This window comes from Stenotrophomonas sp. NY11291 (assembly GCF_023277365.1).
GTDB classification, from domain to species: Bacteria; Pseudomonadota; Gammaproteobacteria; order Xanthomonadales; family Xanthomonadaceae; genus Stenotrophomonas; species Stenotrophomonas geniculata.
Genome location: NZ_CP096975.1, coordinates 4365699 through 4382764, shown reverse-complemented (window position 1 = coordinate 4382764; position 17066 = coordinate 4365699). Strand labels below are relative to the sequence as shown.

The 17066-nt window shown below is 64.4% G+C and carries 24 protein-coding genes; 9 read left to right on the top strand and 15 right to left on the bottom strand.

The annotated features are described in order from the left end of the window. Window positions 1-84: 84 nt before the first annotated feature. The 11 genes from M1L61_RS20405 to M1L61_RS20355 all read right to left on the bottom strand — a co-directional run bounded on the left by M1L61_RS20405 (window position 85) and on the right by M1L61_RS20355 (window position 6218). Window positions 85-546, bottom strand: a complete 462-nt coding sequence (locus M1L61_RS20405) for a phage virion morphogenesis protein (protein WP_248854018.1) — start codon at window positions 544-546, stop codon at window positions 85-87. Continuing rightward, window positions 543-1028: a phage tail protein gene (locus M1L61_RS20400; RefSeq protein WP_248854017.1), complete on the bottom strand. Its 486-nt coding sequence runs from the start codon at window positions 1026-1028 to the stop codon at window positions 543-545. Before M1L61_RS20400 ends, M1L61_RS20405 begins: the two co-directional genes overlap by 4 nt. After that, window positions 1025-1546 carry a hypothetical protein gene (locus M1L61_RS20395; RefSeq protein ID WP_248854016.1) on the bottom strand — a complete coding sequence of 174 codons (522 nt, stop codon included), beginning with the start codon at window positions 1544-1546 and terminating at the stop codon, window positions 1025-1027. The genes M1L61_RS20400 and M1L61_RS20395 overlap by 4 nt, the downstream gene beginning before the upstream one ends. Then, on the bottom strand, window positions 1546-2151 hold the full coding sequence (locus M1L61_RS20390) for a glycoside hydrolase family 19 protein (RefSeq protein ID WP_248854800.1): 606 nt from the start codon (window positions 2149-2151) through the stop codon (window positions 1546-1548). Before M1L61_RS20390 ends, M1L61_RS20395 begins: the two co-directional genes overlap by 1 nt. 31 nt (window positions 2152-2182) lie before the next feature. Continuing rightward, window positions 2183-2458, bottom strand: a complete 276-nt coding sequence (locus M1L61_RS20385; protein ID WP_010481666.1) for a phage holin family protein — start codon at window positions 2456-2458, stop codon at window positions 2183-2185. After that, window positions 2451-2804, bottom strand: a complete 354-nt coding sequence (locus M1L61_RS20380; RefSeq protein ID WP_010481669.1) for a putative holin — start codon at window positions 2802-2804, stop codon at window positions 2451-2453. The genes M1L61_RS20385 and M1L61_RS20380 overlap by 8 nt, the downstream gene beginning before the upstream one ends. A 2-nt stretch (window positions 2805-2806) precedes the next feature. Next, on the bottom strand, window positions 2807-3022 hold the full coding sequence (locus tag M1L61_RS20375) for a tail protein X (RefSeq protein WP_033833604.1): 216 nt from the start codon (window positions 3020-3022) through the stop codon (window positions 2807-2809). Beyond that, window positions 3022-3489: a head completion/stabilization protein gene (locus M1L61_RS20370; protein ID WP_248854015.1), complete on the bottom strand. Its 468-nt coding sequence runs from the start codon at window positions 3487-3489 to the stop codon at window positions 3022-3024. Before M1L61_RS20370 ends, M1L61_RS20375 begins: the two co-directional genes overlap by 1 nt. Before the next feature lie 104 nt (window positions 3490-3593). Continuing rightward, the gene (gene gpM, locus M1L61_RS20365; RefSeq protein WP_010481674.1) at window positions 3594-4301 is read right to left on the bottom strand and encodes a phage terminase small subunit; all 708 of its coding nucleotides are present in this window, start codon (window positions 4299-4301) and stop codon (window positions 3594-3596) included. 3 nt (window positions 4302-4304) lie between these two features. Further along, complete coding sequence (locus M1L61_RS20360) at window positions 4305-5321, bottom strand: phage major capsid protein, P2 family (RefSeq protein WP_248854014.1); 1017 nt, start codon at window positions 5319-5321, stop codon at window positions 4305-4307. A 36-nt stretch (window positions 5322-5357) separates the two neighbouring features. Then, window positions 5358-6218, bottom strand: coding sequence for a GPO family capsid scaffolding protein (locus M1L61_RS20355; RefSeq protein ID WP_248854013.1), 861 nt, complete (start codon window positions 6216-6218; stop codon window positions 5358-5360). Window positions 6219-6372: 154 nt separating this feature from the next. On the opposite strand from M1L61_RS20355, the gene M1L61_RS20350 reads away from it, so the two are divergent. From M1L61_RS20350 to M1L61_RS20335, 4 genes are read left to right on the top strand one after another with little or no spacing between them, the layout of a single operon-like run. After that, entirely contained in the window at window positions 6373-8130 is a 1758-nt protein-coding gene (locus M1L61_RS20350) for a terminase ATPase subunit family protein (protein WP_248854012.1), read from the top strand. After that, window positions 8130-9137: a phage portal protein gene (locus tag M1L61_RS20345; RefSeq protein ID WP_248854010.1), complete on the top strand. Its 1008-nt coding sequence runs from the start codon at window positions 8130-8132 to the stop codon at window positions 9135-9137. The genes M1L61_RS20350 and M1L61_RS20345 overlap by 1 nt, the downstream gene beginning before the upstream one ends. Continuing rightward, entirely contained in the window at window positions 9080-9391 is a 312-nt protein-coding gene (locus M1L61_RS20340; protein WP_345779125.1) for a Com family DNA-binding transcriptional regulator, read from the top strand. Before M1L61_RS20345 ends, M1L61_RS20340 begins: the two co-directional genes overlap by 58 nt. Beyond that, window positions 9309-10019, top strand: a complete 711-nt coding sequence (locus M1L61_RS20335; protein WP_248854009.1) for a site-specific DNA-methyltransferase — start codon at window positions 9309-9311, stop codon at window positions 10017-10019. The genes M1L61_RS20340 and M1L61_RS20335 overlap by 83 nt, the downstream gene beginning before the upstream one ends. Before the next feature lie 49 nt (window positions 10020-10068). Here M1L61_RS20335 and M1L61_RS20330 read toward each other — a convergent pair whose 3' ends face one another. Then, complete coding sequence (locus tag M1L61_RS20330; RefSeq protein WP_248854008.1) at window positions 10069-10824, bottom strand: DUF5677 domain-containing protein; 756 nt, start codon at window positions 10822-10824, stop codon at window positions 10069-10071. A 698-nt stretch (window positions 10825-11522) separates the two neighbouring features. Continuing rightward, window positions 11523-12188, bottom strand: coding sequence for an SOS response-associated peptidase (locus tag M1L61_RS20325; protein WP_248854007.1), 666 nt, complete (start codon window positions 12186-12188; stop codon window positions 11523-11525). Between the two features lie 110 nt (window positions 12189-12298). Between M1L61_RS20325 and M1L61_RS20320 the strand changes: the two genes are divergently transcribed. Further along, a complete protein-coding gene (locus M1L61_RS20320; RefSeq protein WP_248854006.1) occupies window positions 12299-12799 on the top strand; it encodes a hypothetical protein in 501 nt (166 codons plus the stop codon). Between the two features lie 382 nt (window positions 12800-13181). Here M1L61_RS20320 and M1L61_RS20315 read toward each other — a convergent pair whose 3' ends face one another. Then, window positions 13182-13565: a hypothetical protein gene (locus M1L61_RS20315; protein WP_224328630.1), complete on the bottom strand. Its 384-nt coding sequence runs from the start codon at window positions 13563-13565 to the stop codon at window positions 13182-13184. Window positions 13566-13644: 79 nt separating this feature from the next. Further along, entirely contained in the window at window positions 13645-14124 is a 480-nt protein-coding gene (locus M1L61_RS20310) for a YcxB family protein (protein ID WP_224328629.1), read from the bottom strand. Between the two features lie 243 nt (window positions 14125-14367). Between M1L61_RS20310 and M1L61_RS20305 the strand changes: the two genes are divergently transcribed. The 4 genes from M1L61_RS20305 to M1L61_RS20290 all read left to right on the top strand — a co-directional run bounded on the left by M1L61_RS20305 (window position 14368) and on the right by M1L61_RS20290 (window position 17045). Then, on the top strand, window positions 14368-14787 hold the full coding sequence (locus tag M1L61_RS20305; RefSeq protein WP_043397532.1) for an H-NS histone family protein: 420 nt from the start codon (window positions 14368-14370) through the stop codon (window positions 14785-14787). A gap of 101 nt (window positions 14788-14888) precedes the next feature. Beyond that, window positions 14889-15875 carry a glycoside hydrolase family 43 protein gene (locus M1L61_RS20300; RefSeq protein ID WP_171954607.1) on the top strand — a complete coding sequence of 329 codons (987 nt, stop codon included), beginning with the start codon at window positions 14889-14891 and terminating at the stop codon, window positions 15873-15875. Between the two features lie 58 nt (window positions 15876-15933). Continuing rightward, window positions 15934-16359: a hypothetical protein gene (locus tag M1L61_RS20295; protein WP_010481243.1), complete on the top strand. Its 426-nt coding sequence runs from the start codon at window positions 15934-15936 to the stop codon at window positions 16357-16359. Beyond that, window positions 16359-17045 (top strand): hypothetical protein, encoded by a 687-nt coding sequence (locus M1L61_RS20290; protein WP_099559929.1) that lies wholly within the window; start codon window positions 16359-16361, stop codon window positions 17043-17045. The genes M1L61_RS20295 and M1L61_RS20290 overlap by 1 nt, the downstream gene beginning before the upstream one ends. The last annotated feature ends 21 nt before the right edge of the window (window positions 17046-17066 follow it).

The window sequence follows — 17066 nt, the reverse complement described above, 5'->3', positions numbered from 1 at the left end:
ATGCACCGGCTGATGGGTCCGGTCCAGATTCCCATCGCGCGCGCGCGAGGCCGTGGAATGCGGCGTGTAGCGCAGCCGCTTACGCTACAGCGTGTGCAGGTGATCGAGGATCAGCTCGCGTATCAGCTGTTCGTCGGCGTTGGTGAAGCCGAGTAGCACGCGCCGCGCGTAGGTGACGCGGGGGCCGCCCTTGCTGACGGAATCGGTGCGACCTTCTTGGTGGATTCGCGCGATGCGGGAGACGCGGCCGGCGAAGCCCACCGCCGCCTCACTGGCACTGCCCCGCACGCGTAGATGCTTGGCCTGCCGGATCTTGCCGAACATGGCGCCGCGCTTGATGCGGCCAGCCTTGGCGCGGCGAGGCGGTGCGTTTCGTCGTGCGGCAAACGGGGAACCGTCGGGATTCTGCTGACCCGCGATGCGCTTCTGCTGCGAGCGCCGCACGGCGGTGCCGACTTTGCGTGCCAGCTGGCTGCGCTGGGCAGGCTTGAGCTGCTGCAGCAGAGGCGCCACCCACGCCTCCAGGCGCTGCAGATCCTCACTCACTCGGTGATCGCCGGCAGGGTGCCCAGCACTTCACCGTCGGCCGTCAGCGGGCCACCGGCGAGCGTGTGGCGATGTTCCCACTCGGTGCGCGGCTCGGGCAGGTACTGCAGCTGGAACACCCCGGCGTCGTCCTGCAGAACGCGCACGCGTTCGGTCAGCGGTAGCCGGATGGCCAGATCGACCACGGTATCGCTCAGCACGTCCACCTCGAAGGCCAGCTTTTCGCGGTTGTCCGGGTTGGCCAGCAGATCGGGCTGGTGCCGCGTCAGCCACTGCAGCAGCGGCACCATGACGGCCTCGGGCGCCCCGGCGAAGTCACGCAGGATCAGTTCGAGGGTGTAGCGGTACTGGAAGGACAGGCCCGCCGTGAAGCTGGCCACCAGCCCGCCGTCGTCCACGAACACCAGCAGGCGTTCCGGATCGGCGGCGAGCGTCGGCATTGCCGCGACCAGGTGCTGGCGGAGCAGTTGGGGCTTCTTCATCGCCGCGCGCACTCGGCCAGGGCGGTGTGCAGCTGGGTGACCAGCTGCTGTAGCGCCGTCACCTGCTCGGCGGCGGCGTGGTACTGGCCGTAGTTGGCTGCGGTGGTTTCGGCGACGGCAGAGAGCGTAACGCCGGCAGCGGGCGCATCAGGATCGCCGGCAGTTCCGGTGGGGGCGATGCCTGCCGCAGCGGCGTCGTGGATGTGCACGAAGCCAGCAGGCACAGCGCAAGCGGCATCAGCGGTCGGAGTGACATAGACGGGAACCTCTTTGGTGATGGTGTCGCCGCGCTCGCGCACCACCTGTACGCGGTCCACGTACTCGGTCACGACGCGGGTGGTGGCCTTTGCCAGTTCCAGCTTGCCGGCCAGATCCTTCATTTCGGCGTTGGCGCTGGCTAAGGCAGCGTTGGCGCGGTCCAGCGCGGCGGTGGCGCGGTTCACCCGCACCTGCTGGCAGCTGAAAAGGCCGGCGGTGGCTGCGATCAGGGCCACGATGGCAAGGGCGCGGTAGAGCATCAGCGTGCGCCCAGCGCGGCCAGGGCGCGGGTGGTGCGTGCGGTTCGGTCGGCCATGCCGTTCGGCGTGGCGCGGCTGCGGGCGTTGCCCAGGTTGACCACCCGGCTGACGGCCAGCACGTCGCGCTGGTCGGCGTAGGCGTTGAGCCGGTTGTCGTGCCAGAACGCCGCCGCTGCCAGGGCGCCGGTTTCCGGCTCGATCAGCAGGCCGGGCATCTCTTCCAGCGGCTGGCCGATCAGCTGGCCGATGTGGCGATAGTTGCCACGGCCGGTGTGCATCATCGGCCCACGCCCGCGATAGGCGTAGCCGTCGCCGCTGGCCTCATTGCCGTTGCCGTTGCGGCCGGCATAGACGCGGTTGCCCAGCTTCGCCGGCTGGTGGACGAACGCAGCCGCCTCCGGGCCTTCGACGTACTTGCCGAACACTTCGAGCAGGCGCTCGCGGCTGTAGCTGAGCGATTCCTCCACCCGCGACAGGCTCAGGCTTTCGTGGCCGACCTGTGCGAGGAAGTACGCGGCGCGCACCGGGGTGTTGATCCCGAAGCGCTTCATCGCCGCGTTGAACGGCGCCACCCAGCGCTGAGCGCGGGGGAGCGGGCATTGCATGATCTGCGCCAGTAGTGGGGCGGTCAGCACGTCAGTTGCTCCCGAACAGGTGCGCGACGTTGCCGCGTGAACGATAGGTGGCCACCAGCAGGACCAGCAGTAGCAGCAGCTGCCAGACGGTGACGTGGGCGCGGGCGCCCTGCAGCATGATCTGCAGGGCCAGGCCGCCGGTGGCGGCGATCAGCAGCCATGCGCACCAGGCGATGGCGGGGCGGTGGTTGGCGCCGGGGGCGGGCCGGTAGGTCAGCAGGCGGATGCAGATGGCCAGGCTGCACAGCAGCGTGGCGGTGGTCAGGAACTCAGCCATCGGAGCCTCCACGCGGCAGGCGGGTCACGTCAGCCGAGCGGCTGCGCTCGATCAGGCTCAGGGTCAGGGTGACGATGACCGCCGCACAGATGAACGCGGCAAGGCCCGTGGACACCACGCCGAAGCGCTGCATCACCTCGGTACCGCCCAGGTAGCCGGCCACGACGCTGATGGCCAGATACACCAGGCGCTTCCAGATCGGCAGATTCTTGGCCGACACGACGAACAGGGTGGCGCCGGCGAACGCGCCCAGGAATGCGTCGGTTTGGATCCCCGGCAGGATCGACGCAAGGCCGACCCCCGTTGCCAGTGCTGCCATGCTGCCGGTAGAGGTTGGTTCGGTCATCTTCAATCCCATAGCTGAACAAGGGGGCGCATCGCGGCGCCGGTGGACGGTGCGGGTACGTCGGGTAGCTCCACGACAGTGCCGATGGGCAGGACCGGCCCATGCAAGCTGATGCCGTAGTTCAGTGCATGCGCCTTCTCGACCATGCCGGCGGTGGTGCCCAGGTGCCGGTGGCAGAGCGCGTCGAGCGTGTCGCCCTGCATCGAGACGACGCGCATCAGATCAGTTCCACCGTGACCCGCCGCACGCCCTGCAGATCGCAGAGGGTGTTGCGCAGATCGCGGCGGATCTCATCAATGGTCGGAGTCAGTTCCTCCGCACGCTGGTTGCCCTGTGCGGTGGCGTCGTAGGAGCGGTAGCGTTCGTGCAGTTCGACGGCGGTGGCGCAGCCAACCGCGCGCAGAAACAGATGCACCAGGCGTGTGCTGCCGTCGATCACCGGCGCAGGTACGTCGGCCAAGGTGGCGTAGCCGGCGGCTTCCTTGCCCGCCTGCCACGCCTCCAGTTCCCGCGTTACGTCCATGACCGCCGACACCACGGTGCTGCGCATCCGCGGTGCCTGAATGTCGCCGGGAACGCGGATCGTCTCGCGCAGCACAGCCACGTCGATTTCCGGCCAGAACGCGCCGGCGGAGACGTTGGGCTGCTTGGGGACGGGCGATGCGTTGGCAACAAAGCTGCTCATGGTGGCCTCGTAGGTCGCCGGTGGTCGGGGCGTCACACCAAGGGAGAGAGGTCTTGGTGATCGGCCCCGAGCCGGCGGGGTTGCGGGGTACGCGCGGTGTGAGGTCAGTCGTTGGACTGACTGGCCTCGAACTTCTTCATCAGGCGCTCGGCGCGCTTGAGGTCTTCCTTGCCGCCGCAGGCGTCATGCAGCTGGATGGCCTTTCGCAGGTCGTCGATGACCTGGCCGACAGCCTCCGCATCCAGCGGCGCGTCGTCGGTATCCGTTGCGAGCCGGCCACGGCCACGCGCCACCAGCAGACGGGCTTGCACTTCGTCGGGCATGTCCTGGCCATCGGTAAGCGCCACCGCACGGTCAAGCACAGCCAGATCGAACGGTGCGCTGGTCTTGAGGGCGTTGACGGCGGCCTGTCCGATTTCTTCGGCAACCACGCAGCCTGCGGTGCGCTTGTGCGTGTCCGGCATATCCAGCCCGTGGGCAAGCACGTACTGCGCAATGTCCAGCCCGGCATCGAACTGACCGGCATCGAAGTGCCAGAGCATCAGCGTGGAAACGATGTCGTCCTTGCCGCCTGCATTAGCGGACAGCACGCCTTCCAGATACGGGGCGTAGGAGGGGAGCAGCGCGACCTTGAGCTGGGCCTTGCCTTGGGTGGACTGGATCTGTTTCAGGCGGGCGCGGTCGGCCGTCAGACGCACCTGCATCTGCTGGTAGATGGTGGTCCCTTCCATCAGGTTGCTCCCGGCGGTGCGCGCCGCCTCCTTGGCGGCGAGCGCACGCTTCACGTGGCGACTGGCGGGTGAGTCGGCCATGGCTTAGGACCCGAACTCGATGTTCTCGGCGACGGCGCCCAGGCCGTAGTCCTCCACCACGTAGTCATCGTTGGACGACTCGAAGTTGGCGACCCGGTTCTTGTTCGGCTGCTCGATGATGTGGCGACGGCGCCCGCCGATCTGCCAGTAGAGCGACAGATTGCTGAGCGAGGTCACCATCAGCGACTTGGCCGGGAAGAACGGCACGATGACCGGCTGCAGACCGCCGATGCGCTTGGTGCCCAGGATCAGTTCGGCCGCCAGCTTCTCGGTGGGCTTGTTGTCCTCGTTGAGGATCGGGAAGTACTTGTCGTGGACCAGCTGACGGCCACAGATCACGACCAGGCTCGGATCTTCCTGATGCCACGGGTCGATCAGGTTGGAGACCAGGTCGAACACCAGCGCGTCGATGTTGCCGTAGTCGGCGCCCGTACCGCCCACCTTGATCTTGCCCGTGCCTTCCTTCCCTTCGAGCATCAGGCGCTCGGGGGCGTGTTCGCGGTACTTCTGCAGCCAGCCCTTGTTCACGTCCTCCAGCATCGGGTTGGCCTTGCGGTCGGTGTTCTTGGCGATGCTGGTGCCGTGCCAGCCGATCATGATGCGGTCCAGCGCCTGGCGATGGATGATCGCGTCGCGGATCAGGGTCTGGAACTCGGGACGGTGTGCCCAGGCATCGAGCCGGGAATAGGTCAGCGCGGTGTCGAAGTCCGTTTTCTGGCACTCGTACACGTTGGAGTCCAGTGCGCTGGGATCGGTGGGGTTGCGCTCGCCGTTGCCGCTGGTGTCAGTACGACCGGCGATGGTTCCGCTGATGCCGACGCCGACCTTTTCGCCCTTAAGTTCGTTGACGGGGACCATGTTGATCGCCTGCAGGAACGAGCTGTCTTCCTGCATGCGCGCTTCGAGGCGCTGCTGTACTTCCGGCTCCACGGAGAAGGTGTTGGCGACGCCGCTGACGTTGTTCAGCTTTGCGATCTGCTGGGTAAAGCCGTCGAACTTGTGACGGGTTTCGGTACGCATGGGATAGCTCCGGAATCGTGAAAGAGGTGGGGCCGATCAGAAGTCGGTGAAGTTGGCGGTATCCACGTCCTTGCCACCCGGCACCGGCGGGCGCTTGGTGAAGGACTGCGGGGTTTCGTCCAGTTTCTTGCGCAGGCCATTGACCTGAGTGGACAGCGCCTGCACCTGCTCGCGCAGTTCGCGGTTGTCCTGGCCCAGCTTGGCCATGGCCGCATCCTGCTCGCCCACCGCGCCGAGCAGCTGGGTGGCGAACTCGGCCACGTTGAACTCGGGATCTTCCTTCGCCGGTGCTGGTGCGGGCTTCTTGGCCAGGCCGAGGCTGGACAGCAACGCGGCAACCGGGCCGGGGCGTGCCTCCGGCTCATCCTCGGCCGTGAACTTGATGATGGTCTCGGCGGCCTCGGTGAACAGGTTCTCCGGTGCCTGCTTGCGATCCTTGAGCGGGCTGCTGTCGGGATTCTGCGCGGAGAATGCGAGCATGCTGGTGCCGAGGCTGGCCGGCGAGTCGGTGACTGCCAGGCCGAACAGGTACGCCTTGCCGCTGTCGGCGAACTCCGGCGAAATCTCAATGCTGGTGAAGACCTTCTGCTTGCGCACGTTCACCATATCGACCAGGTCATCGGTCGGTTCGACCTGCGCGAACAGGGCCAGCTTCTTCTTGCCGGCGATGTCCACTTCCTCGGCCTTGACCGCCAGCACGTCGCCATAGGCGCGGAACGGGCTGTCCGGCAGCGTGCTGCGGAAGTGTTCCAGCCAGATGCGGGCGCCGTACACCTGCGGATCGTAGGTTTCGGCAATGTCTGCGATCTGCTGTCGTTCAATCACCCGGCCATCGGTGGTCGCGCCTTCGACGGCCACACGGAAGAACTCGGAACGCTTCTTGGTTTTGCTGGCCATCTCGCCCTCTGCTGGTGTCGGTGCGCATCGGTTCTCGATGCGATGACCCATGGTCGAATGAGGGCGAGTCGGCGGCAACGCGAACGATGTGTAAGCCGCTGTTCTACGTGGGGTTTTCGTGTCGCGCGCGCGTGACGCCGGGCAACCTGTTCACGTGAGCAGCCTAGCCGAAAAACTCCACGTCGATCCACGGCGCCAAGCCAAGTTCCTGTACTGGATGGGCTGGCGCGTGTGCGATATCGCCAGCCTGATTGGCGAGAAAGAGAAGACCGTCCACAGCTGGAAGGCGCGCGACGAATGGGACCGCGCAGACACTGTTGAGCGCATCGGCGGGGCACTGGAAGCGCGGTTGGCCATCCTCATCCACAAAGAGGAAAAGACCGGCGGCGACTTCAAAGAGATTGATCTGCTCCACCGCCAGCTGGAACGGCAGGCCCGAATTCAGCGCTACCAGGGCGGCGGCAACGAGGCCGATCTGAATCCTGCGGTGGCCAATCGCAATGCGGCACCGAAGAAGAAGGCGCGAAAGAACGAATTCAGCGATGAAGAGATCGAACGCCTGCAAACGGCGTTTGTGGATGGGTGCTTCGACTACCAGCGCGATTGGTACCGGGCGGGCAACGAACGCACGCGCATCATCCTGAAGTCGCGCCAGATCGGCGCCACGTACTACTTCGCCCGCGAGGCGCTGATCGATGCGCTGACCACGGGCCGTAATCAGATTTTCCTGAGCGCATCCAAGAGCCAGGCACACATCTTCCTCGGCTACATGCGCGGGTTTGTCCGCGAGGTGCTGGACCGTGACCTGACCGGCGATCCGATCACGTTGGCCAACGGGGCAGAACTGTTCTTCCTCGGTACGAACGCCCGCACCGCACAGGGCTACCACGGGAACTTCTACTTCGATGAGTTCTTCTGGACCTACGGTTTCAATCAGCTGAACAAGGTCGCCAGCGGCATGGCGATGCACAAGAAGTGGCGCAAGACCTACTTCAGCACGCCGTCCACTATGGCGCACGAAGCGTTCGATTTCTGGACCGGTGATCGCTTCAACAAGGGCCGGCCGGTGTCCCAGCAGATCCAGCTGGACGTGAGCCATGCGCGCTTGATGGGCGGCCGCCGCTGCGAGGATGCCATCTGGCGCCAGATCGTGACCGTGCTGGACGCGGCAGGCCGGGGCTGCGATCTGTTCGATATCGAGGAACTGCGCCGCGATTACAGCGCCGAGGAATTCGCAAACCTGCTGATGTGCGAGTTCGTGGACGACAGCGCCAGCGTCTTCCCGCTCACGATGCTGCAGCCGTGCCAGGTCGACAGCTGGGTGGATTGGGCCGACGACTTCAAGCCATTCGCCATTCGCCCTTACGGCGACCGCGCGGTGTGGATCGGCTATGACCCTGCCGAGACGGGCGACAGCGCGGGCATCGTGGTGCTGGCCCCTCCGCTGGTGCCCGGTGGCAAGTTCCGCGTGCTGGAACGCCATCAGTTCAAGGGCATGGATTTTGCGGCGCAGGCCGCATTCATTCAGCAGATCACCCTGCGGTATTGGGTGACCTATATCGGCATCGACGCTACCGGCATGGGTACGGGCGTGGCGCAGCTGGTGCGCCAGTTCTTCCCTGGCGTGACCGTCTTCAACTACTCGCCCGAAGTGAAAACCCGGCTGGTGCTGAAGGCGTTCGATGTCATCAAGAACGAGCGCTTGGAATACGACGCCGGCTGGACGGACCTGACGCAGTCACTGCTGGCCATCCAGAAAACCATTACCCCGAGCGGGCGCCAGGTGACATACACCGCTGGCCGCTCGCGCATCACCGGCCACGCCGATCTGGCGTGGGCACTCATGCACGCCCTGCAGAACGAACCGCTGGAAGGCGGTGCTGCAGCACGCGGCACCATGGAGATTTTCTGATGACAGACACCGACCAGGGCGCCACTGCGACGCCGCCGAGTATCGAGGCGTTTACGTTCGGCGAGGCCACCCCCGTGCTGGAGTCGCGCGGCATCCTCGACTACCTCGAATGTTGGAAGAACGGTCGCTACTTCGAGCCTCCCGTGGATCTATATGGCCTGTCGCGCACCACGCGCGCGAATCCGTACTTGCACAGCGGCCTCACGTTCAAGCGCAACATGCTGGTACGTACTTTTCGCCCGCATCGCTTGCTGAGCCGCGAGGCGTTCTCGCAGCTGGCGCTGGACTACACCACCTTCGGCATGGCCTACGTTGAGCGGCGTCGGGCTATGTCCGGCGCCGCGCACAGCTTGGCGGTTCCGCTGGCGCAGTACGTGCGCAGGGGCGTGAAAGATGGTGAGTTCTTCCAGGTGCGCGCTGGCCGCGTGGAGCATGAGTTCCCCGGTGGCGAGGTGTTCCAGCTGCGCGAGGCCGACGCGGATCAGGAAATCTACGGCGTGCCCGAGTGGATGCCAGCAGTGCAGTCGGCGCTCCTGAATGAGTCGGCCACGCTGTTCCGCCGGAAGTACTACAACAACGGCTCCCACGCCGGTTACATCCTCTACATGACCGATCCGCAGCCGGAAGGGATGGACGTGGACGCATTGCGCGACGCGCTGCGGCAGTCGCGCGGGCCGGGCAACTTCAAGAACCTGTTCGTGCATTCGCCCAACGGCAAGAAGGACGGCCTGCAGGTGATTCCGGTCAGTGAGGTAGCCGCACGTGATGAGTTCGCCGGCATCAAGAGCGTGACGCGCGATGACATGCTGGCGGCGCTCCGCGTACCGCCGCAGCTGCTGGGCATCGTGCCGCAGAACAGTGGCGGGTTTGGGTCGATCCGCGATGCGGCCACGGTGTGGGCGGCGATGGAGCTCGCCCCGCTGCAAACGCGGATTGCGGCGATCAATGAATGGCTGGGCCAGGATGTGATCCGCTTCGATCCCTTCGAGCTGGGAGCGGCTGCATGATGACCGGCCGTCAGAACCTGCGCTGCGGCGCGTGTGCTCGCCTGCTGGCCAAGGCCGCAGGCGACTATGACCTACAGATGAAATGCCCCCGGTGCGGGGATATGAACCATATGAAGGCCCAGAGCCTCTCCACGGATCGCCGCGAGCGACACCACGAAGAAGGCTCTACCCATGAAGAACGAACTGATCCACGGCGATGCGCTGACCGTCCTGCCGACCCTGCCGGCCAACAGCTTCGACGCTCTCATCACTGACCCGCCGTATGCAAGCGGCGGCGTCCATGCGTCTGCTCGCCAGCGCAGCCCCAACGAGAAGTACATGCAGAGCAGTGCGCCATATCTGCATGCTGACTTCCCCAGCGATGAACGCGACCAGCGCTCGCACCTGGCGTGGATGCAGCTGTGGTTGGCGCAATGCAACCGCGTGCTGCGGGATGGTGCGCCGGTGCTGCTGTTCACCGACTGGCGGCAGCTGCCGCTGACCACCGACGCGCTGCAGTGCGCCGGCTTCACCTGGCGCGGTGTGGCGGTGTGGGACAAGACGGGCGGCGTGCGGCCTCAGCGCGGCCGTTTCTCCAACCAGGCTGAGTACGTCGTATGGGGCAGCAAGGGCGGGATGCCACTGGGCCGGGCGGCGCCAACGCTGCCGGGTGTCTTCCGCGAAGCGGTGCGTAAGTCGGACAAGCACCACCTCACCGGCAAGCCGACCGACCTCATGCGCCAGCTGGTGCGGATCTGCGAGCAGGGCGGGCGCATCCTTGATCCCTTCGCCGGCTCCGGCACGACATTGGTAGCCGCGGATGCTGAGGGCTACAGCTGGACCGGCATCGAGATGACCGGCCACTACTTCGACGTGGCCAGGTCCCGACTTCCGAAACCATAAGCTGCAACGCAGTTCAACAGTAAAAGCCGCCTTCGGGCGGCTTTTCTGTTTACGCAGGTGTCTCTGTTCGCTGCAGAGGGCGGCTGTCCACCAGCTGCCGGTACAGCCTGTGCATCGTATCCCTGTACTGCTCGAAATGACCTGGCGGGAACCAGGCGATTTCGCCGATGTATTCGACCGAGCGCACCATTGCGTGTTGAGCGGCTTGCAGGATAAGGAACGAGATCCCGTCGTCCAGTGGGGCGCGAAAGATCATCCCAGCGGTGTCTCGCTGGTGGCGCAGCGACAGAGCCGTGAGGTCATTGTGGACGAAGCTACACAGCATCGAGTAGATGCCGATGAACTCGGGCAAACCTGTGGCGGTGAACTTCTCCACCTCATAGAGCTTGTCTTTCTTGAATTCTTCATGCAGCGGGGTGTAACGCCCGATGCATTCGGCCAGATTGGCTTCGATCATCTCGCGGTCCGCAGCGGACAGCTGGTGAGATTCGAGCAGACGCTCATAGAACCGCTTCGCGCCGTTGGCCTCTTCATATTGCATGCGTCGCACGTGGTTATCTCTCAACCCAAGCATGAACAGGTCTGCGGTGGCCTCAATCATTGAGCGCACATGCACGGCCCCGTGGGTCAGAAGATTGGCCCGCGCAAGGCACACCGTGGCATCGAACTGCTCCGCGATTGTGAGGAACAGCGCGCATTGGGGCCGGCCAGGTGGATCAAGCGGCGGGCGCATCTCGGCTATCAAGGCGGTGACTGCATCGACCTGACGGACGGAGAGGGCGAGGGCGTGCTGCGCAAGGCTCATGCGGTTGTCCATCTGGGCCGGAGCGGAAGTGTTGCACGAAATGCATACGGTTTACCCCGATCACGTACGGACGGCTATGGCCACCACCCGGCGCGCGCACTCGTCTCCCCGCCACGCCTGCGCACTTCATGGGGTGTTTTTTCTGCACGCCCCGCACAACCGGCCAAGCCCCGCCCGCTATGGCTGCACGGGGCGCGAGTAGCCTTGGGTCGGCCCTGCGGAACCCTGCGCGGAACGGCCCTTTGTAGGCGCTCCCAGGACGCCTGACGGCGTGGTTCAACGACTGGCCGTTTCTCGATGTGCCCATCGGAACCGGGTAATCGGGTAATCCGAGCGGCGGCGAACGCCGTTGGTCCTACTGCCGCAAGGCTTTTCGGCGTTACCTCAGGGGGTAATTATGGGTAATTTCTAAAGCCGATTAAGGTTATGTGATTGATTTTAAAGGACTATTTTTGGTCCGTTGGTTACCCTGTTGAAAGGTAACGTGGTTACTGAAAGGTTACCCTATTATTACCTTAGGAAAAGTATTCTATCTATCTGAAATATAAGGAATTTTATGGCAATTTCTGAGGGCGGTTACCTGAATTACCCTGTTGCCGTGGGCACATCGAAAATTGCCCTATAAAGGGGGAGGGTCTACCCCCACCCCCATGCTGCCGCTCTGCCGCCGCTTGTACCCGCCGCATGCCGCCCCGGTGTCAGGCGACCTGCAACAGCAGTTGCTCAGTGTTGTTGCGAGGGGTGTTCACTGCCCTGCTGACGCGATAGGCCTCCATCGCCGGCGTTTCGCTGGCCAGCAGCATCGCCATGGCATCGTCCGGGCTGGCGGCCATCCACTCATCGATCTGGTTGGCCTGCAGCCACACCGGCATGCGGTCGTGGATGTCGGCCGATACGCCGCTGCTGTCGCCAGTGATGATGGTGAAGGTTCCCAGATTGCCGTCGGGCAGTAGGGGGCTGGCGTCTTCCCACAAACCGGCGGCCAGCAGCGGGCCGGTTGCGTGGATGAACCACGGATCTTTCTTCCCGTCCTCGGGGCTGACCGACCACTCGTAGTAGCCGGTCATGGGGATCACGCATCGGCGCTTCTTGAACGCCGACCGGAAGGCTGGCTTGGTGGCCACCGTCTCGATCCGGGCATTGATGGTCGAGCCCTGCAGGCCCTTGGCCTTCGCCCAGAACGGCAACAGGCCCCAGGCCAGCCGGGTGACCTGCCTGCCTTCGCCACGGTCCAAGATGATCGAGGCGCGCTGCGTCGGCGCCAGGTTGTAGCTGGGCTGGATCTCAGCCAGACCGGGGGCAAGGTCAGCCAGGCCAGGCTGGCCAAAGTCGACAACTGGTAGCTGGACGAATCGGCCACACATGGCCGAAGCGTAGTCCGCCCGGCCGTGCCCGGCGTGTGATCCCGAATGGTTCAGCCGGTAAACGATCGCTTGTCGCAGCCTTTGCGACCGCCGGCCGTATTCTTCCGGCCATGCAGTCCTCCCACGGCTTCCGCACCGCCCCGATCCCCTCTGGCTGGGTCCAGACGGGCGAGCGGTGGGCGCTTTGGTACAACGGCCGGGAGACTGCCAGCGTTACCCCTGACGGGCTCCCCGGAGTGCGCCTGTGGATGGAAGGCCAGAAGATGTGGCACGTGAAGGAAGTACGCGCGGCCAACGTCCGGCAGGCGAAGCGCTACGCCGAGCGCTGGTGCGCCGCCAGGCTCTACCCCGACATGTCCCTGCGTGAGGCCGTCGCCCGGCTGACCGACAGCACCCCGATCCAGCCGCCGCCACCGATGCCTGGGCTGCCGCCGACCCGCGAGCAGCAGCAACAGGCCCGCCGCTTGGCCGAGGCGGGGACGAGGGAGCTGGAGCGGGTTAAGGCAGCGCTCGAGCCAATCCGTCTGCCGGCGGCGACGAAGCCCAGGGCGAGGGATCCCCAAAAGGCGCGAGTGAGCGCAGCGCTGCGGGATCTACGGCGTGGAGTCTGATGCACCCTAGCCAGCGTGTAGACCTGCGTTGAGGCGCGGTCGGACGCTCGATCACCGGAAAAATACCTCACGCTCGCCATACATAGCAGGCGTTCCACGACGCAGCACCGGAAAAATTGAAGGCGCCATGTCGTTGATTTCAAAGCATGAATGTGGTGCCTCATAATCCCTTGGTTTCAGGTTCGAATCCTGATGGGCCCACCACACTGATCTCCGGCGGAGTCCAAGAGCGTCTAGCAAGGGTTATTGATGCTGGATTTGGAGCAGTTATTGCGTCTATTGATGTTCAGTGGCATCCACGAAGAAGGTGAGTGAGCGCTGGTCATGGCGAGATGGCTTTCCATCAGGACTCATGAAATCGGGGATGTTCGCCGGGCTCGATCTACTTCGTGCGGGCACCGCATTGCGTGGCGGCCTCGATGTAGCGTGCCTGCCGGCGCTTCAGGAACTTGCTGTAGAACTTGATCTCGCTTCCTCCTCCAGCCTGAGGGGTGATCTCAACAAACTCTGCCGGGACGCCGCCGTTGGAAGTGGACACGGAGTAGCCATCGGAACGGGGCTCAATGACGTACTGCCAGTGCGATCCCCCAATGCTCACCTCTCCCCACGCATCGCGTACGCAAGTGGCCGCAGCCAAGGGATTCTGATCGGACGAGAATGTCGCGACGTGTCCAGTGCGTCGCATGTCGCCGACGGAGGTACAGGCGGCCAGTAGCAATGTGATTCCTGTCGCTGCCATCCTGAGGTGATGAGTCTTCTCTTGCATGCGCTGTCTCCGTTATACGCAACGAACTGTGACGTGTTCATTGGAGAGCTGCAATGTTTCAAACGTTCGGTAGATACGCTCAGCCCGCTGCGCGCGAGGCCAATCTCCGGAATTCATCCATCTGCGCCTGGCCGTTGAACCATGCTTTCGGGAGAACCTCGAACATGACGTCCGAGTGGTAGAGGAGCAGCACTTCCTCGTTCTCCCGCACCTTGGCGTAATCCGACCACCGCCGTTTGGCCTGCACATGCTCGGACGCAACGTTGAGCCACTCTTCGTCCCAGCTATAGGTGTAGTGGGCGTGCAGACTCGCCTGTTGACGGTGGATCTTGGCCACCTGACGGGGCAGGGTCAGCCTGGACTGGGCGAACGCACTGATCGCGCCACCGACGCCGCCGCAGACCAGGATAAGGCCAGAGAAGTGATGGTCCGTGGCAAGAGCGACAACGCCGATCACCGCACATGCCAGCAGGACCCCTACCAGTACCTTTACCGCCTTCCGCCGGTGCAGGCGAAGTGCGTGGAGATGATGCTCTTGAGTAAGCGTTCCGGAGATCATCCTTCTTTCCTTGTGGTATCGCCATGAATCGAGACGTTCCTGAATCCGGCTAATCCTTGACGCATCATCATTTAGGGGGGATCGGATTCATGACATTCTGTCATTCCGTGGGATGGCCGAGAATGAAACTAATCAAATTATCCCGATCTCATGCCGGCAGGCTGCAGAGGGTGGCCGTCGGCAAGTTGCTGCACCTATAAACCAAACTTGACACCCAGCCCGCCGCAGTAGACCTTTCCCCGCATGACTATCGATATCGAATCGCTCAGCCTTCGGGAGCTGGGCGCACTGGTGGCTGCGGCCGAACAGCGCAAAGCGCTCATCACCACCCGCCGCCCGGCCGCGGCCGTGCGCCGCCTGCTGAAGGCCGCTGCCGCCGAAGCTGGTTACACCATCGAAGAGCTCTTCGGCGATGAAGCCGCAGAAACCGCCGCACCTGCGCGCAAGTCCGCCCGCCGTAAAACCGGCAAGGTCGCGGCCAAATACCGCGATCCGGAATACAAGCGCCTGACCTGGACCGGCCGTGGCCGCATGCCGCGCTGGCTGGCCGCCAAGGTATCGATGGGCCACAAGGTCACCGATTTCCTGATTCCTGGCCTGGCCAGGCCGACAGCGGGCAAGACCAGCAGCATCGGCAAGCGCACCGTCATCAAGAAAGCCTGAGGCCTTCGTCCCATTCCCGCCCATGGGGTGAGGCTGCCTTCGCAATCCGCATCTGAATCGATCTAATATGCTCCCATCCATCCAGCACGGGAGCGCACGGCATGGCGTTGAGCAAGTGGATGATGGCCGCCTGCACGGCAGCGGCACTGGCAACGGGCGCGCACGCCGCGCCGCCGGCCACCTCGGGTAATCCGATCCTGCAGGGGTGGTATGCCGACCCGGAAGCGGCGGTATTTGCAGGCCGCTACTGGATATTTCCAACCACCTCGGCGGACTACGATGCGCAGATTACGTTCGATGCCTTCTCGTCGCCTGATCTGGTGCATTGGACAAAGCATGCCGACGTCCTGAACGCCAGGAACGTGCCCTGGGCGAAGCGCGCGATGTGGGCGCCGTCCGTCGTGGAAAACAACGGCAAGTACTACTTCTTCTTCGCCGCCAACGACATCAAGACCGATAGCGAGCTGGGTGGCATCGGCGTGGCGGTGGCCGACCGCCCGGAAGGGCCCTACAAAGACCTGCTGGGCAAGCCGCTGGTCGGCGCTTTCCATAATGGTGCGCAGCCCATCGACCAGTTCGTCTTCAAGGATGACGATGGCGCCTGGTACATGATCTACGGCGGTTGGAAGCGCGCCAACATCGTGCGCCTGAAGGATGATTTCACCGGCGTGCTGCCGCTGACCGATGGTTTGCTGTTCAAGGAGATCACCCCGGCGCCGGAATACGTGGAGGGCCCGCTGATGTTCAGGCGCGGAGGCCGCTACTACTTCATGTGGTCCGAAGGCGGTTGGGGTGGCCCGGATTACTCGGTGGCCTACGCCATCGCCGATACACCCACCGGGCCCTTCAAGCGCATCGGCAAGGTGCTGCAGCAGGACGAGGCCATCGCCACCAGTGCCGGCCACAACTCGGTGATCAAGGTGCCAAATAGCGACCGCTGGTACATCGTCTACCATCGCCGGCCGCTGGGTGACACCACGCGCGACCATCGGCAGACCGCCATAGAACGCCTGGAATTCGATGCGCAGGGGAACATCCTGCCGGTGAAGATCACCCGCGAGGGTGTGGCCGCCGATCCGCTGCGCTGAACCGTACGAGGGCCAACCGCGCTACCCTGCGCGGGTCCTTACCGCAGAGAGCCACAGCATGGCACATAACGGCAGCACGGCGATCGCGCCGAGGGTCCTGTACGTCGCGGGGGCGGCAGCGGTGCTGATCAGCCTGTTGGCCTGGTCGGTGGAATGGAGTGGGCTGGCCTATGTCTGCCCTTACTGCCGCGTGCAGCGCACCGTCATCGGCGTGCTGGGTCTACTGATGATGTCTGCACGGCCGGGTGGCATCGTCGTACCGTGGCTTTCGAACGCGATGGGTGGTTTCGCGTTCGTGGTCGCGGCGATGCAGCACTTCAACGGCTGGAAGCGAATCTCCGCCGGCGAATTCAGCTTCAATGCCCAGTGGTACATCGACCCATGGCTGCTGTCCGGCTGCGCGATGCTGATCCTGGTGGCACAGCTGATGCTGGTGCAGGCCGCCTGCCGGCGCCCGGTGCACGCCGCTCTGGAGGCCGCATGATGCGCCCTGCCTGCACGCTGGTCCTGCTGATTGCATTCCACAGCATTCCGGCGCGTGCGGCCGAAGATGCCGGAGCGCCCAAGCGGCCTTCGGTGGAAACCCTGCAGCGCCTGATCGTGGACAAGGCTCCGCAGACGCGGATCGGGACGCCCGACAGCGAGCGCATCACCGCGCGTCGCATCGATATCGTCGATGACCAGGGCGTGATCCGCATGACGCTGTCGGGGAAGACGCCGGCGCCGATCATCGATGGCATCCAGTACAAGCGCGCCTTCAACGTGGCCGGCATGGTGCTGTACGACGACAAGGGCAGCGAGCGCGGTGGTTTCGGCACCGCTGATGTCGACGGCGGCATGGCGGTGCTGGCGCTGGATCATCCGGCGATGGATGCGATCGGATGGCGGGTGTCTCCCGATGGCCAAGTGAGCTTCTCGATCAACCAGGCACCGAAGCTGATACGCGAACCCGCGCTCGGGAATGCGTTGATTCCCGGTGTGCAGGCGCCGACCCGCATCGGCCTGGTGGTCGGCGCCGATGGAACGCCGGCCATTGCACTGAATGACAAGGCGGATCGGCCGCGACTGCGGTTGACCGTCACGCCGGAGGGCTACGGGGCAATCGAGTTCCTCGATGCGCAGGGCAAGGTGGTCCACACGCTGGCGCCGGAGGCGGAGCTCCGTCGCTAGCGTGGCGAGCCTGCTGGCCGG

Coding starts and splice junctions, on each gene's coding strand:
- M1L61_RS20290 (WP_099559929.1), top strand. CDS start 16,359: ATGCGCCCTGCCTGCACGCTGGTCCTGCTGATTGCATTCCACAGCATT.
- M1L61_RS20295 (WP_010481243.1), top strand. CDS start 15,934: ATGGCACATAACGGCAGCACGGCGATCGCGCCGAGGGTCCTGTACGTC.
- M1L61_RS20330 (WP_248854008.1), bottom strand. CDS start 10,824: ATGAGCCTTGCGCAGCACGCCCTCGCCCTCTCCGTCCGTCAGGTCGAT.
- M1L61_RS20335 (WP_248854009.1), top strand. CDS start 9,309: ATGAAGAACGAACTGATCCACGGCGATGCGCTGACCGTCCTGCCGACC.
- M1L61_RS20400 (WP_248854017.1), bottom strand. CDS start 1,028: ATGAAGAAGCCCCAACTGCTCCGCCAGCACCTGGTCGCGGCAATGCCG.
- M1L61_RS20395 (WP_248854016.1), bottom strand. CDS start 1,546: ATGCTCTACCGCGCCCTTGCCATCGTGGCCCTGATCGCAGCCACCGCC.
- M1L61_RS20360 (WP_248854014.1), bottom strand. CDS start 5,321: ATGCGTACCGAAACCCGTCACAAGTTCGACGGCTTTACCCAGCAGATC.
- M1L61_RS20345 (WP_248854010.1), top strand. CDS start 8,130: ATGACAGACACCGACCAGGGCGCCACTGCGACGCCGCCGAGTATCGAG.
- M1L61_RS20390 (WP_248854800.1), bottom strand. CDS start 2,151: ATGCAATGCCCGCTCCCCCGCGCTCAGCGCTGGGTGGCGCCGTTCAAC.
- M1L61_RS20320 (WP_248854006.1), top strand. CDS start 12,299: ATGCAGTCCTCCCACGGCTTCCGCACCGCCCCGATCCCCTCTGGCTGG.
- M1L61_RS20380 (WP_010481669.1), bottom strand. CDS start 2,804: ATGACCGAACCAACCTCTACCGGCAGCATGGCAGCACTGGCAACGGGG.
- gpM (WP_010481674.1), bottom strand. CDS start 4,301: ATGGCCGACTCACCCGCCAGTCGCCACGTGAAGCGTGCGCTCGCCGCC.
- M1L61_RS20340 (WP_345779125.1), top strand. CDS start 9,080: ATGGCTGGGCCAGGATGTGATCCGCTTCGATCCCTTCGAGCTGGGAGC.
- M1L61_RS20325 (WP_248854007.1), bottom strand. CDS start 12,188: ATGTGTGGCCGATTCGTCCAGCTACCAGTTGTCGACTTTGGCCAGCCT.
- M1L61_RS20315 (WP_224328630.1), bottom strand. CDS start 13,565: ATGCAAGAGAAGACTCATCACCTCAGGATGGCAGCGACAGGAATCACA.
- M1L61_RS20355 (WP_248854013.1), bottom strand. CDS start 6,218: ATGGCCAGCAAAACCAAGAAGCGTTCCGAGTTCTTCCGTGTGGCCGTC.
- M1L61_RS20305 (WP_043397532.1), top strand. CDS start 14,368: ATGACTATCGATATCGAATCGCTCAGCCTTCGGGAGCTGGGCGCACTG.
- M1L61_RS20370 (WP_248854015.1), bottom strand. CDS start 3,489: ATGAGCAGCTTTGTTGCCAACGCATCGCCCGTCCCCAAGCAGCCCAAC.
- M1L61_RS20375 (WP_033833604.1), bottom strand. CDS start 3,022: ATGCGCGTCGTCTCGATGCAGGGCGACACGCTCGACGCGCTCTGCCAC.
- M1L61_RS20300 (WP_171954607.1), top strand. CDS start 14,889: ATGGCGTTGAGCAAGTGGATGATGGCCGCCTGCACGGCAGCGGCACTG.
- M1L61_RS20385 (WP_010481666.1), bottom strand. CDS start 2,458: ATGGCTGAGTTCCTGACCACCGCCACGCTGCTGTGCAGCCTGGCCATC.
- M1L61_RS20310 (WP_224328629.1), bottom strand. CDS start 14,124: ATGATCTCCGGAACGCTTACTCAAGAGCATCATCTCCACGCACTTCGC.